The organism is Bacillus taeanensis, from assembly GCF_003318295.1.
GTDB classification, from domain to species: domain Bacteria; phylum Bacillota; class Bacilli; order Bacillales; family UBA6769; genus Maribacillus; species Maribacillus taeanensis.
In genome coordinates this window covers 445,255-458,873 of the sequence record NZ_QOCW01000001.1, presented here as the reverse complement: position 1 = coordinate 458,873, position 13,619 = coordinate 445,255, and the positions used below count along the sequence as shown (strand labels likewise).

Annotated in this window: 11 protein-coding genes and 1 other annotated feature; of the genes, 1 reads left to right on the top strand and 10 read right to left on the bottom strand. The window is 37.3% G+C overall.

Going from position 1 to position 13,619, the window contains the following annotated elements:
• Window positions 1-26: 26 nt before the first annotated feature.
• Both DS031_RS02215 and DS031_RS02210 read right to left on the bottom strand, forming a co-directional pair.
• Window positions 27-1,325 (bottom strand): bifunctional folylpolyglutamate synthase/dihydrofolate synthase, encoded by a 1,299-nt coding sequence (locus DS031_RS02215; protein WP_245947144.1) that lies wholly within the window; start codon window positions 1,323-1,325, stop codon window positions 27-29.
• 67 nt (window positions 1,326-1,392) lie between these two features.
• A complete protein-coding gene (locus tag DS031_RS02210; protein ID WP_113804284.1) occupies window positions 1,393-4,035 on the bottom strand; it encodes a valine--tRNA ligase in 2,643 nt (880 codons plus the stop codon).
• 78 nt (window positions 4,036-4,113) lie between these two features.
• Window positions 4,114-4,340 (bottom strand) — a binding site (T-box leader).
• Window positions 4,341-4,540: 200 nt separating this feature from the next.
• On the opposite strand from DS031_RS02210, the gene DS031_RS02205 reads away from it, so the two are divergent.
• A complete protein-coding gene (locus tag DS031_RS02205; protein WP_113804283.1) occupies window positions 4,541-4,741 on the top strand; it encodes a hypothetical protein in 201 nt (66 codons plus the stop codon).
• 24 nt (window positions 4,742-4,765) lie between these two features.
• Here DS031_RS02205 and DS031_RS02200 read toward each other — a convergent pair whose 3' ends face one another.
• From DS031_RS02200 to hemA, 8 genes are all read right to left on the bottom strand, one after another.
• Window positions 4,766-5,761, bottom strand: a complete 996-nt coding sequence (locus DS031_RS02200; protein WP_113804282.1) for a protein kinase family protein — start codon at window positions 5,759-5,761, stop codon at window positions 4,766-4,768.
• Complete coding sequence (gene spoVID, locus DS031_RS02195; protein ID WP_113804281.1) at window positions 5,762-6,898, bottom strand: stage VI sporulation protein D; 1,137 nt, start codon at window positions 6,896-6,898, stop codon at window positions 5,762-5,764.
• Window positions 6,899-7,081: 183 nt separating this feature from the next.
• Window positions 7,082-8,371: a glutamate-1-semialdehyde 2,1-aminomutase gene (gene hemL / locus DS031_RS02190; RefSeq protein ID WP_113804344.1), complete on the bottom strand. Its 1,290-nt coding sequence runs from the start codon at window positions 8,369-8,371 to the stop codon at window positions 7,082-7,084.
• A gap of 31 nt (window positions 8,372-8,402) precedes the next feature.
• Window positions 8,403-9,383: a porphobilinogen synthase gene (gene hemB, locus DS031_RS02185; RefSeq protein WP_113804280.1), complete on the bottom strand. Its 981-nt coding sequence runs from the start codon at window positions 9,381-9,383 to the stop codon at window positions 8,403-8,405.
• The gene (locus DS031_RS02180; protein ID WP_113804279.1) at window positions 9,376-10,182 is read right to left on the bottom strand and encodes a uroporphyrinogen-III synthase; all 807 of its coding nucleotides are present in this window, start codon (window positions 10,180-10,182) and stop codon (window positions 9,376-9,378) included. Before DS031_RS02180 ends, hemB begins: the two co-directional genes overlap by 8 nt.
• Entirely contained in the window at window positions 10,179-11,111 is a 933-nt protein-coding gene (gene hemC / locus DS031_RS02175) for a hydroxymethylbilane synthase (RefSeq protein WP_113804278.1), read from the bottom strand. The genes DS031_RS02180 and hemC overlap by 4 nt, the downstream gene beginning before the upstream one ends.
• Before the next feature lie 87 nt (window positions 11,112-11,198).
• Entirely contained in the window at window positions 11,199-12,017 is an 819-nt protein-coding gene (locus DS031_RS02170) for a cytochrome C assembly family protein (RefSeq protein WP_113804343.1), read from the bottom strand.
• 29 nt (window positions 12,018-12,046) lie between these two features.
• Complete coding sequence (gene hemA, locus DS031_RS02165; RefSeq protein WP_113804277.1) at window positions 12,047-13,423, bottom strand: glutamyl-tRNA reductase; 1,377 nt, start codon at window positions 13,421-13,423, stop codon at window positions 12,047-12,049.
• Between the last annotated feature and the right edge of the window lie 196 nt (window positions 13,424-13,619).

Here is a 13,619-nt window from a genome sequence, read left to right as displayed (position 1 = left end):
GTTCAAACAGCGGTGGGAATATCGCTTTACTTTACAAGTTTTTTTATTTCCTCTCTAATTTCCGAAATAAAGTAAAGTGACCCTGTTACAACAACTAATTGATCATTGCCAACTTCCTTCACAACTCTCTCTACCGCTTCTATCGGACTTTCCACCATCCTTTTATTTGAAAAATTCACCTTCTTAAATAACTCTTCAGCACCCAATGCCCGTTCATGAGAATAGGTTGTTAATGTAATAGTTTTTGCAATTGGATAAAGGCTTTCAAGCATTGTATTGACATCTTTATCATTAAGAGCTGCAAAAACAATATGAATATTAGTACCTTTATATTGAGTTTTCAACGTATTTGCTAAGCTTTCCATTCCAGCAGGATTGTGTGCACCATCCAGTACGACTAATGGATGATCAGAAATCTGTTCAATTCTTCCATATACAGAAGCTTTTTTTAACCCAGCTTTAATATGTTCAAGCTCTACAACAAGTCCATAGAAAAAGTAAAGATAATCAAGCGTCATTAATGCAAGAGAAGCATTTTTTATTTGATGCTCGCCTTTCATTGTAACGATAAGATCCTCTTTTGTAGAAAATACAGACCTAAAGCTGAATTTCTGTCCCTCTCTTTTAATGAAATAATTGGAGTAAGAAAAATCTTTTCCTAGTTTATAGCATGGCGCATTTTTCTCAACAGCTTTGTTTTTAATAACTTCTAACGCTTCTCCTCCAGCTCCCGTAATAACAGGGACCCCTGCTTTAATAATACCTGCCTTTTCAAAAGCAATTTCAGATAGTGTATCTCCTAAAATAGCCGTATGATCATAACTTACATTTGTAATAATAGAAACAATCGGATGAATAACATTTGTGGAATCCAATCTCCCCCCAAGACCTGCCTCCATAATAACAAGATCAGGATAAGCAACAGTACCAAAATAAAGCAGTACAATAACGGTAATCACTTCAAATTCAGAAGGAGACCCAAGTTCTGTCGCTGCACATTCTTCTACTAAAGGACGAACTTTATTCGCTAATTGAAGAAAGTCTTCTTCAGCAATCGGCACGCCATTAACAGCAATACGCTCATTAAAGCTTTCAATATAAGGGGAAGTAAAGGTGCCCACTTCTTGACCTGCTTCTTGTAAAATATTTCTTAAGAAATTTAATGTAGAGCCTTTTCCATTCGTTCCTGCAATATGTATCATTTTTAAGCGGCGTTCCGGGTGATCGAGCTTCTCCAGCATCCATTCTACCCGTTCAAGACCCGGCTTAATTCCAAACTTTAATAAACTTTCAACCCAATCTACGGCTTCTTTATATGTTTGCAAAACAAATTCCCTCCATGATTGTTTTAAAAGAAGACGAACCTCAATAGGTTCGTCTTCTTTTTTTAAATTATTTCTTTAATTCAGCAATACGTTCTTCTACTTTTGCACGCTTTTCAACGTAATCTTTTTCTTTTGCACGCTCTTCATCTACAACGTTTTGAGGTGCTTTTGCAACGAATTTTTCGTTGCTTAATTTTTTCTGAACACGCTCAACTTCTTTGTTATATTTCTCAAGTTCTTTTTCAAGTCGGGCAATTTCTTCATCAATATTGATTAATCCTTCAAGCGGTAAATATAGTTCCGCTCCTGTTACAATCGCAGAAACTGATTTCTCAGGAACTTCAAGCTCTAGTGCGATGGTAAGTTCACTTGGATTACAGAAGCGTTCAATATAGCTTTTATTTTCTTCTAATAACCCAAGCGCTTCTTCTGATTTTGCTTTAATTTGCAGTTCAATCGGCTTACTTGGTGCTACATTCATTTCGGCACGAATATTTCGGATCGAACGAATAATGTCTTTTAGCAGTACCATTGTTTTTGCTGCTTCTTCATCATGAAGCTGCTCATCTTTTTTCGGCCAGCTTGCAACCGTAATTGACTCTCCTTGATGAGGAAGGTGCTGCCAAATTTCTTCCGTAATAAACGGCATTAATGGATGAAGAAGACGCATCGTTTGATCGAGAACGTAAGCAAGAATCGAACGAGTTGTTTTCTTTGCTTCTTCATCTTCACCATAAAGCGGGATTTTTGCCATTTCAATATACCAATCACAGAAATCATCCCAAATGAAATTATAGAGAGTACGACCTACTTCACCAAACTCGTAACTATCAATTAAACGAGTTACTTCTTCAATCGTTTCATTTAAGCGCGTTAAAATCCATTTATCTGCTGTTGATTTCTTTCCTGATAAATCGAGCTCATCATATGTCATGCCATCCATATTCATCAGTGCAAAACGAGAGGCATTCCAAATTTTATTCGCAAAGTTCCACGTTGACTCTACCTTTTCCCAGTAGAAGCGAAGATCATTACCAGGTGAGCTTCCTGTTGCTAAGAAATAACGAAGCGCATCGGCACCATATTTATCAATAACATCCATTGGATCAACACCGTTACCGAGAGATTTACTCATTTTTCGCCCTTCAGAATCACGTACAAGCCCATGAATAAGCACATCTTTAAATGGACGCTGACCTGTAAATTCGATGCCTTGGAAAATCATTCGCGCAACCCAGAAGTAAATAATATCATAACCCGTTACGAGTACATCCGTAGAATAGAAGCGTTTGTAATCTGCTGCTTCTTCATTTGGCCAGCCCATCGTTGAAAACGGCCATAATGCAGAACTAAACCACGTATCAAGCACATCTTCGTCCTGTTTCCAGTTTTCAATGTCCTTTGGCGCTTCATAGCCGACATATACTTCACCAGTTTCTTTATGATACCAAGCCGGAATACGGTGACCCCACCATAACTGACGAGAAATACACCAGTCACGGATATTTTCAATCCAGCGTAAATAGGTTTTTTCAAAGCGGTCCGGTACAAAGTTAACTTTGTTTTCTGATTTTTGAAGCGCAATTGCCTGTTCAGCTAAAGGCTGCATTTTAACAAACCACTGTGTTGATAAATATGGTTCTACAACTGCACCGCTTCGCTCAGAATGGCCAACAGAATGCATATGCTTTTCAATTTTAAACAGCACACCCTGCTCTTCAAGATCTTTCACAATTTGCTTGCGGCACTCAAAGCGATCAAGCCCTTGATATTTGCCGGCATTTTCATTCATTGTACCGTCTTCGTTCATCACTAATACACGCTCTAAATTATGACGGTTACCAATTTCAAAGTCATTCGGATCGTGAGCTGGCGTAATTTTAACAGCACCTGAACCAAACTCGATATCCACATAATCATCAGCAACAATTTTAATTTCACGGCCGACAATTGGAAGCTTTACTTTCTTGCCGATTAAATGCTTATAGCGCTCATCTTCTGGATGAACCGCAACTGCCGTATCGCCGAGCATCGTTTCTGGACGAGTTGTTGCCACTTCAATAGAACCTGATCCGTCAACTAATGGATATTTCATATGATAAAAGGCGCCTTCAACGTCCTTGTAAATTACTTCAATATCCGATAATGCTGTTTTTGTCTGTGGATCCCAGTTAATAATATATTCCCCGCGGTAAATTAACCCTTTTTCATAAAGCTTAACAAATACTTCATTAACTGCTTTCGATAGCCCTTCATCAAGCGTAAAGCGTTCACGTGAATAATCAAGACCTAACCCTAATTTCGACCACTGCTGGCGAATGAAATCAGCATATTCTTCTTTCCATTCCCAAGACTTTTCTAGAAACTTTTCACGACCTAATTCATGACGATTGATTCCCTGCTCGCGAAGCTTTGCGTCAACTTTAGCTTGTGTAGCGATTCCCGCATGATCCATACCAGGAAGCCATAATACATCATATCCCTGCATTCGCTTCACTCGTGTTAACATATCTTGAAGCGTTGTATCCCATGCATGTCCTAAGTGAAGCTTCCCTGTTACGTTTGGCGGTGGAATAACAATTGTATACGGTTCTTTTTCAGGATCGCTTGTTGCTTCAAAAAATTTTCCATCTACCCAATATTGATACCATTTCTCCTCCGTTTTTTGCGGATCATACTTTGTTGGCATTGAAAGTTCTTGTTCTGCCATTTTTTATCCCTCCATTACAGCACTACTATCTTTTTGTGTATTATCTTATTTTTGGCATAAAAAAAACCCTTTTCATCACTAAAGGACGAAAGAGCTCGCGGTACCACCTTTATTCACAACGTTTGTTGTGCTCTCAAACAAGATAACGGATTATCCGACTTCTTCTACTTCTAAACAAACTCGTTGTCGTTTCAAAGAAGCTGCTCCAGGGCAACCTTCCATCACTACATCCTAGGAAATCTTCCAGCTAATGATTTCCCTCTCTGAAGGGTTCACGATGTACTCCTCCCTATCACGGCAGTACATTCATATAAAATTCTAAATGAAATGACTTTGATAGCATGGTAAAACCTTTTATACTTTTACACTCTTTTTAGTTTACCTATCGATTGTTTAACCGTCAATAGTCTTACCAATATTTTTACCCCGTATACCTATTGTATTGAACACTGGATTAAGATGTTACATATAGTGTACTAACTTTATTTTTTAGGGAGAGATTCGTTTGTTTAAAAGAAAAAGGTATTATGGAAAACACCGCTATCCCCCGTGGTTTTGGAAAATACGAAATGGTTTTAAACAGCTGCTTTTACCATTGTTTATTTTTCAATTAATTCGTACGCTTGTTTTTCCCACCTCCCTTGATGTCATGCTGGTGATTCTTCTTCTGCTTCTCTATCTTTTTTTATCGCTGGACTGGATTTAATAAAAAAAACACATACAGCGGGTGCTATATGTGTTCAGACTCATTCATTTTATTTACAAATGCCTCGTGCTTATTAAATATTTTCGTTGATCTTTTAAAGCTTTTTATTACTAAATATTCGCTTATATCTCTTTTGGCTTGATAATAGAGGTCAACTACTTGAAAAACATGCTTCGGATAAATTAAATAAGCTTTTAATAATTCTTTTTCATCCTCGAACAACGGGATTTTTTTTTGATAAATAGGAAGCAGTCCCTCAATATCCTCCTCTTTAAAAGAATCAATTTTTAATATGCTATGAACAGCACGCGCTAAATCTTTTACTGGATGATCAAAAGTAAGATGATCAACGGAAATAAAAAAACGATTGTTATTCGAAAAACAATAATGATTTGAAGAAAGCTTACCGTGACAAACAGCTCTTCGGTAATGGCTTTTTTCTTTTGCGTTTTTATACCATTGATGCTGATAATAAAGCGACCTGTCAACCGCCTGTATAAAGTACGGAAAAAGATCCATAAATTCATAATCAAACGGAGACATATATACTCTTTTTTCCGCCATTCGGGCATAGGATTCTAGAATTTCTTTTCGCTTCTTCAAATGGTTTTCAAGTCTTTGATAAGCAGATTGTAATTCTGTTTGACTAAAAGTTTCATCCATAGCTGCTGCATGCATCTCAGCTAAATCGCTCATAAAAGATTTATAATAATCTTTAGAGCCGACTTTTTCATATTTAACCCACGGCATTAAGTAATAAAAAAAGTGTTCAGTCGTTACCGTAGCTTGATTTTGCTTTGTTCGGTAAATAGGAACGATGTTTTTAAAACCTTTATGAGCTAAATAGAAGTAATTAGTTTCAAAAATACGCTGATTTCGTTTAGAACGATTGATTTTTTTGAGCGCAAACATGCCTTCCTTTGCACTAACTTTATACACCCCATGTTTTTCTTCAATCATTTTCAAGTCCAGCTGATAATCTTTTAATACATTCTCAAGATTGTCCATATCTAAATCCAATTATTTACCAGCACTTTGTGGGATATATAGTATTTGCCCTTCTTTAATCTCCTCTTTTTCTAATGAATTGATACGAAGCAAATTGCTCAATGAGACTTCATAACGCTCTGCAATCGTACTTAATGTCTCTCCAGGCTGAGCAATACACATTCTTAACTTTGCAAACTCTTCTTCTTCTCTGGCTAATATTTTTGTTAAATAGAGGGCGTTTTCTTCCCGATGTGACTCAGGTGGTGCCTCGTTTTTACTTGCAGAAGGCTCTATTTCTTCGACAGCCGCTTCTTCCTGTGCTGCTATTTCCTCACGCTCTTCTTTCCGAGGTTGAATGTTAATATGCTGCTCACTTAAATTTTTTAATGATGAAAATGGCTGCTCTTCCTCTTCCTTAGGATTTAGTGCATGGATATTGCTTTTTACTTCAATCTGTGGAACTTGTGGATCTACATCTTGATTTCTTTCTTCTTCTACTTCCTGATTAAACGGCAAAATATCTGCTTCTTCTTTTCTTACTTCCACTTCAAATAGCGGTGCCGTATGAGTGGTTTCATGATTAAATTCCTCTTCATAATAATCATCATTTTGTAAGTATTCCTCTACTTCTTCATCCTCCAGCGGTTCATCTTCTTCATTTCTTATTTCTTCTTCCACTGTATCAACCGTTTCATAGGTTGGTTGAGTCTTCTTTGCCTCTTCTTGAATGCCGCTAATTGCTAAATCGGCCGTTAACTGTAAACAATGATGATTTGGAATGGCATAATCAAAAGATTCGACAGTTACAAAAATTTCATCTAAATTATTTACACGTGATAAAGGAATTGTAATATCTACTGGGAAACGATGCTTAAACTCAGCTGTTCCCTCTTCATTTACAGAAACTTCATGAATAGACCGGTAAGACATCTGATTGCTAAAAAAAGAATCAATCGTTGAATCTTCCTGTACATTTTGCTGATCCTTTGATTGAAATTCTCCTTCCAGCTGCAGTGTACCTCGAACAGACACATACTCCCCATGTTCTTCAACCACAATGTTTGGTTCTAAGGAAATTGCTAAAATATCTGCAATTTCATGTCCTTTTTTAAGCCAAATAGACTCTTCAATTGAAAAACGCAGGTTAGAACCTTGGTCGTAGGACATCCCCCTTCTCCTCCTTTTTATAGATAAATAAATACATTACAGGTGTATGCCCTAGACAACCATTTTATGTATAGTGTTTATGTATCGTTTCTCATTAACTTTTTGTTGACCTTCTATTATAGACTTCCTTATATGTTTTATTAACAGAAATAATCCGCCCTTTAAATAAGAGCGGATTATGTACTAGGATTTCAACTTAGCAAATGCCTGTTCAGCAGCTTTAATCGTTTTTTCAATATCTTCGTCTGTATGTGCTGTTGATAAAAATAAACCTTCAAATTGAGACGGCGGCAGCGACACCCCTTCTTCAATCATTTCACGGAAGTAAGCGGCAAAAAATTCTAAGTCAGAAGATTTTGCTGCTTCATAGTTAATCACTTCTTCTCCTGTAAAGAAAAGACCAACCATCGATCCAGCACGATTAATTGAATGTGGGATGTTATATTTCTTAGCCGCTTCAGAAAGCCCTTCTTCTAGACGAGCAGCTTTTTTATTAAATTCTTCATACGTCTCTCTCGTTAACTGCGAAAGTGTTGTATAGCCAGCTGCCATTGCAAGTGGATTTCCTGATAATGTTCCTGCTTGATAAATCGGACCGCTTGGGGCGATTCTTTCCATAATTTCACGTTTCCCACCATATGCTCCAACCGGTAATCCCCCACCGATTACTTTTCCTAAGCAAGTAAGGTCAGGTGTGACGCCAAAATGTTCCTGTGCACAGCCATACGCTACGCGAAAACCTGTCATCACTTCATCAAAAATTAGTAAGGAACCGTGTCTTTCCGTAATGTCACGTAACCCTTCTAAAAAGCCCGGCTGCGGTGGTACAACTCCCATATTTCCAGCAACTGGTTCAACAATGACCCCAGCAATATCATCACCAAATTGTTCAAACGCATAACGAATACTTTCAAGATCATTATATGGGACTGTAATCGTATTTTGAGCAATCCCTTCTGGTACACCTGGGCTATCAGGTAAACCTAATGTAGCAACCCCGGAGCCTGCTTTAATCAATAATGAATCACCATGGCCGTGGTAACAGCCTTCAAACTTAATAATTTTATTGCGGCCTGTATAGCCTCTCGCAAGACGAAGCGCACTCATCGTCGCTTCTGTTCCTGAATTTACCATACGGACCACTTCAATGGATGGCACACGTTCAATGACAAGTTCCGCTAATTTTGTTTCCAGTTCATGCGGCGCTCCAAAGCTTGTTCCTTTTTCAGTCACTTCTTTTAAAGCTTCTACTACTTGATCATTGGCATGTCCTAAAATAAGTGGACCCCATGACAGTACATAATCAATATATTCATTTCCATCAATATCATAAATTTTTGACCCTTTGCCGCGCTCCATATAAATTGGATCTAAGTGAACAGATTTAAACGCGCGTACAGGACTATTTACACCGCCAGGCATTACATGCTTCGCTTTCTCAAATGCAGATTTTGAACGATCAAATGATTTCATCGTTTCACGTCCTTTCTTTAATAAATAGTTATTACGCTTCTTCAATCCATCTTGCAGCATCTTTTGCAAAATAAGTTAAAATTAAATCCGCTCCAGCACGCTTCATGCTTGTTAATTTTTCAAGAACAATCTCTTTTTCATTTACCCAACCATTTTGACTTGCTGCCTTGATCATTGCATATTCTCCGCTAACATTGTAAGCAACAATTGGAAGAGGATAGCGATCTTTTAGTTCACGAATAATATCTAAATAAGAAAGAGCCGGCTTTACCATTAAGAAATCAGCGCCTTCTTCAATATCTGATTCCGCTTCTCTCAGCGCTTCAAGACGATTCGCTGGGTCCATTTGATAAGTTTTGCGATCGCCAAACTGCGGGGCACTGTGGGCAGCATCACGGAATGGTCCGTAAAAGGCTGATGCATATTTTACAGCATACGACATGATTGGAACATCAGTAAACCCGGCTTCATCTAATCCTTGGCGAATAGCTGCTACAAAACCGTCCATCATATTGGATGGCGCAATAATGTCAGCGCCTGCTCTTGCTTGAGAAACAGCTGTTTTTGCTAAAAGCTCAAGGCTTTCATCATTTAAAACATCACCGTTTTCCACTACACCACAATGGCCATGGTCTGTAAATTGACAAAGACAGGTATCTGCAATCACAGTTAAATGCGGAAATGCTTCTTTGATTTGCGAAATGGCCTTTTGAACAATTCCATGCTCACAATAAGCAGATGAACCAACCTCATCTTTTTCATTCGGTACTCCAAACACAATTATCGATTGAATCCCAAGATCTGAAACTTCTTGAATTTCTTCGTTTAAAAGATCTAGTGAAAAGTGATAAACACCTGGCATTGAAGGAACTTCCTTTTTAATATGTTCTCCTTCAACAGCAAAAACAGGGTAAATAAAATCTTCTTTATGTAATGTTGTTTCTCTTACTAACGCACGCATACTTGAACTGCGGCGCAAACGACGGTTTCGGCGAAAATGTAAATTACTCATAGTCTGAATCCCCCTTAGCAATGATTTCAACAATTGAATGAAGCAATCCATTTATTGTATATTGTTCTGCCGTAACAGTTGGTATTAAATGATAATGTTCTAACGTCTCAGCGGTAATTGGTCCAATAGCCGCCAATATAATAGAATCTATATAGTTCCGCCAATCAGTACCTTCAAGAAGTTGAACAAAATGATGAACCGTTGAAGAACTTGTAAACGTCACGACATCAATTTGTTTGTTTTTTATTAACTCATACAGCTCTTGTTTATGCCCATCGTATAATACTGTCTCATATACAACAATATCTGTAACAGAAGCACCAAGTTTCCTTAATTCATTTGGCAGAACATCACGTGCTAAATTACCTCTTGGCAGTAAAACTGCTTCCCCTTCTTTCATTTGCTGCTTTAATTCATCAATTAATGCTTCTGCAACAAATTCTGTTGGGACAAGATCCACTTTTATTCCGGCATCTTCTAAAACTTCTAGTGTTTTTCTTCCAACAACTGCAATTCGATTATTTTTAAGAATCGCTGTGTCGATGCTTTCTTCTTTAAGGGCATTTAAGAAGAATTTCACTCCATTTGTGCTCGTAAAGATAATCCAATGAAACGTATCTAACTTAGAAATCGCTTGTGTGACAGGCCTGATAGTTGAAGGCTGCTGGATAGAAATAAGCGGGATTTGAATCGGAATCCCTCCCAGCTCCTGGACTTTATTAGAAAAGCTTGCCGCCTGTTGTTTTGATCTTGTAATTAATATTTTTTTACCAAAAAGCGGCTTTTGTTCGCTTCTCATGCATCAAGTTCCTCTTTCACACGATCTAAAATTTCTTTTGCACCGCGTTCCTTTAAACGTTTTGCTAACGTTTCACCAAGTGCTAGAGGCTCTTGTCCTTCCATTGTATCTGAAATAATAGTTGAGCCGTCTGGTTCTCCAACAAGACCTGTTAATTGAATTGTTCCATCCTCTTTCACTACTGCAAAACCAGCAATAGGTACTTGACAGCCACCTTCAAGCGTATGGAGAAAAGCCCGCTCACTTGCCACTGCTTTAAATGTGGTTGGATCATTTAGTTTACTTAAAAGATCCAACAGCTCCTCGTCATCTTTACGACATTCAATTGCAAGCGATCCTTGTCCAACAGCCGGCACACAAATCTCCGGTTCTAAATACTCTGTTACGATGTCTTCAGACCAACCCATACGCTCTAAACCAGCTGCAGCTAAAATAATGGCATCAAAATCTTCTTCTTCGAGTTTTCGAAGACGTGTATCAATATTGCCGCGTATTGATTGAATTTTAAGATCCGGTCTTTGAGCAAGAACTTGTGCGGCACGTCTTAAACTGCTCGTTCCGACAACAGCACCTTCTGGCAGTTCTTTTAATGAATGATACTCATTAGAAATTAAAACATCGCGATGATCAGCACGAACCGGCGTACAATTTACCGTTAACCCTTCTGGCAGCACTGCAGGCATATCTTTCATGCTGTGAACAGCCATATCAATTTCTTTATTAAACATCGCTTCTTCGATTTCTTTGACAAATAAACCTTTTCCACCAACTTTTGATAAGGTGACATCTAAGATACGATCACCTTTTGTAACAATTTCTTTTACTTCAAACTCAAAAGGCAGCTCAAGCTTTTTAAGCTGTTCAATTACCCACTTTGTTTGCGTTAAGGCAAGTTTACTTCTTCTTGAACCAATAATAATTTTTCGCATGTTATTCCTCCAGTCACCATTCCAACTATCTAACTTCATTTTTTGCACGTTGTGTGAAATTCTCAACTTAAGTCTATATAGCTGTAATTATTGATACCATAAATGGAAATTTGAAAGCATACTTGATAAAAAGATATTAATTAACACAATTAAAAACGCAGCATTATTCCATAAAGCTAAAAACTTCCCTTGACGATTTTTAGCAACTTTTTGATACAAATAAGAACTATATGTGAGCAGTACAATAAAGGAAATAACGACTTTCGTATCAAAATAATTAAAACCGTCTAATTTAATTCCAGCCCAAACAAGCCCAAGAATAAGACTTAACAATAACAAAGGGACACCAAGCATGTTGCAGTAAAACGACATTTGCTCCAACTGTGAAAGGCTCCCAAAGCGAATCAGCCTTTTGCTCCATTGCTTATTTTTTAACATTTGAAATTGTAAAATATACATGATTGAAAATATAAATGAGATTGAAAATGCTGTATACGATAAAAAAGCCATCGTAATATGAATCATTAATAGCTCAGAAATTAGCTGATCTGTTAAAATTGTGGAGATTTGCTCCCGCGGTGCAAATAAGTGAATGGACATAATAATAAAGCCTAATACATTTGCAAAAAACACAAAAAAATCAACGCGGAAAAACCAATTAATCACAAGTGATAACGTCACAATCCCCCAAGCAAAAAAATAGAGACCTTCTACAGGTGTTAAAATTGGAAATCTTTTTAATTCAATGACAGTTAGGACAAAAAAGATTGTTTGAAAAACCCAAACAATAGAAAGCAACCAGAAGGCGATACGGTTTGCCCTCTGGTTGTTTTGTAAAAAGTCAATAAAATATCCCAGTACGCTTAATGCGTAAAGTATAATGATTATACTATAAAGCCAATTCATTGTAAGCAATGCTTAATATCTCCTCTCCTTTAGGAGCGAAGCGGCATCTTCTTAAAAAGTGGTGGTTGTGTCCATCTTTGGTCTTTTTCTGTTTCCACAGATTTATTGCTTTGGGCTTGTTTTGCAAGTTCTTTTTGAACTTCTTCTTCAATAGCAAAAATTTTAACAAACGTATCTAATGTTTGATCCGCCTTTGGTTCTGCTGCCATCTCTTTTACACGTAAGATTGGATCTTTTAACAGCTGATTTACAATACTTTTTGTATGTTTGCGAAGTACTTTTCGCTCTCGTTCCGTTAAATCGGGCAGCTTCCGTTCAATGCTTTCCATTGTTTCTGCTTGGATCGTTAATGCTTTTGTTCGCAGTGCCGAAATAAGTGGTACAACACCTAATGTGTTCAGCCAAGACTGAAATTCTACAATTTCTGCTTCAATCATTAACTCAATTTTTTCAGCTTCTTTTTGGCGCTCTTTTAAATTCGCTTCCACAATGCCTTCAAGATCATCAATGTCATAAAGAAAAACACTCTCAAGTTCGTCTAAAGCAGGATCTAAGTCACGCGGCACTGCAATATCAACCATAAATAATGGACGACCTTTTCGCTTTTTAACAGCAGGTGCTGCAAGCTCTTTTGTCACCACATACTCTTTGGAACCAGTCGAACTAATTACAATGTCCGCTTCAATAATTGCTGACTGAAGCGCATCCATTGATTTAGCTTGACCCATAAAGCGGTTTGCTAACTCTGATGCTTTTTCTACTGTTCGATTGACAACTGTCACACGTTTTACACCGCTGCCCTGCAGGTTTTTAGCTGTTAATTCTCCCATTTTGCCTGCACCAAGTATTAAAACATGTTTATTCTGTAAATCTCCAAAGATTTTTTTGGCTAATTCAACCGCTGCATAACTTACAGAGACAGCTGATTCACCGATTTCAGTTTCAGAGTGGGATTTCTTTGCTAATGTGACAGCTTGTTTAAACAAATGGTTAAAAATTGTCCCTGTTGCTTCTGCTTCTTGCGAAAGTAAGAAACTGCTGCGAACTTGTCCTAAAATTTGCGTTTCTCCTAAAATCATAGAATCAAGACCACTTACAACACGAAACAAGTGTTCAACAGCTGCTTCATCTTCCCGAATTCTTAAATATGGTGTAAATGTTTCTTTTTCAAGATTAAACCAATCTGCTAGAAACGCTTTTGTATAATAACGACCAGTGTGAAGTTGATCTGCCACAACATATAATTCAGTGCGATTGCATGTTGAGACAATCACGCATTCCAAAATACTTTTTGCATTTTTTAATGTCTTTAGTGCATTTGGAATTTCAGCCTCATTAAATGTTAGCTTTTCACGTATTTCAACAGGGGCCGTTTTATGATTTAAACCAACAACAAGAATATGCAATCGATTCACCCCCAAATTTAATCATTTACTAAACGAATCTTCTATATCTATGCTTTCTGTATTATATCATGTCAAAGAACATTGCATTCAAAATAAATGTGAACACAATTTGAAACCTTATGATATGATAAGAGTGTTTTGTATTCTTCTTATTTTACATTACTTTATATAATTTATCAAAAAACGACAAAAGAAG

Bases quoted from the DNA above. Each gene is read 5' to 3' on its own strand.
- DS031_RS02210 (WP_113804284.1), bottom strand. From the start codon at position 4,035: ATGGCAGAACAAGAACTTTCAATGCCAACAAAGTATGATCCGCAAAAA.
- spoVID (WP_113804281.1), bottom strand. From the start codon at position 6,898: ATGTCCTACGACCAAGGTTCTAACCTGCGTTTTTCAATTGAAGAGTCT.
- hemL (WP_113804344.1), bottom strand. From the start codon at position 8,371: ATGAAATCATTTGATCGTTCAAAATCTGCATTTGAGAAAGCGAAGCAT.
- hemB (WP_113804280.1), bottom strand. From the start codon at position 9,383: ATGAGTAATTTACATTTTCGCCGAAACCGTCGTTTGCGCCGCAGTTCA.
- DS031_RS02180 (WP_113804279.1), bottom strand. From the start codon at position 10,182: ATGAGAAGCGAACAAAAGCCGCTTTTTGGTAAAAAAATATTAATTACA.
- hemC (WP_113804278.1), bottom strand. From the start codon at position 11,111: ATGCGAAAAATTATTATTGGTTCAAGAAGAAGTAAACTTGCCTTAACG.
- DS031_RS02170 (WP_113804343.1), bottom strand. From the start codon at position 12,017: ATGAATTGGCTTTATAGTATAATCATTATACTTTACGCATTAAGCGTA.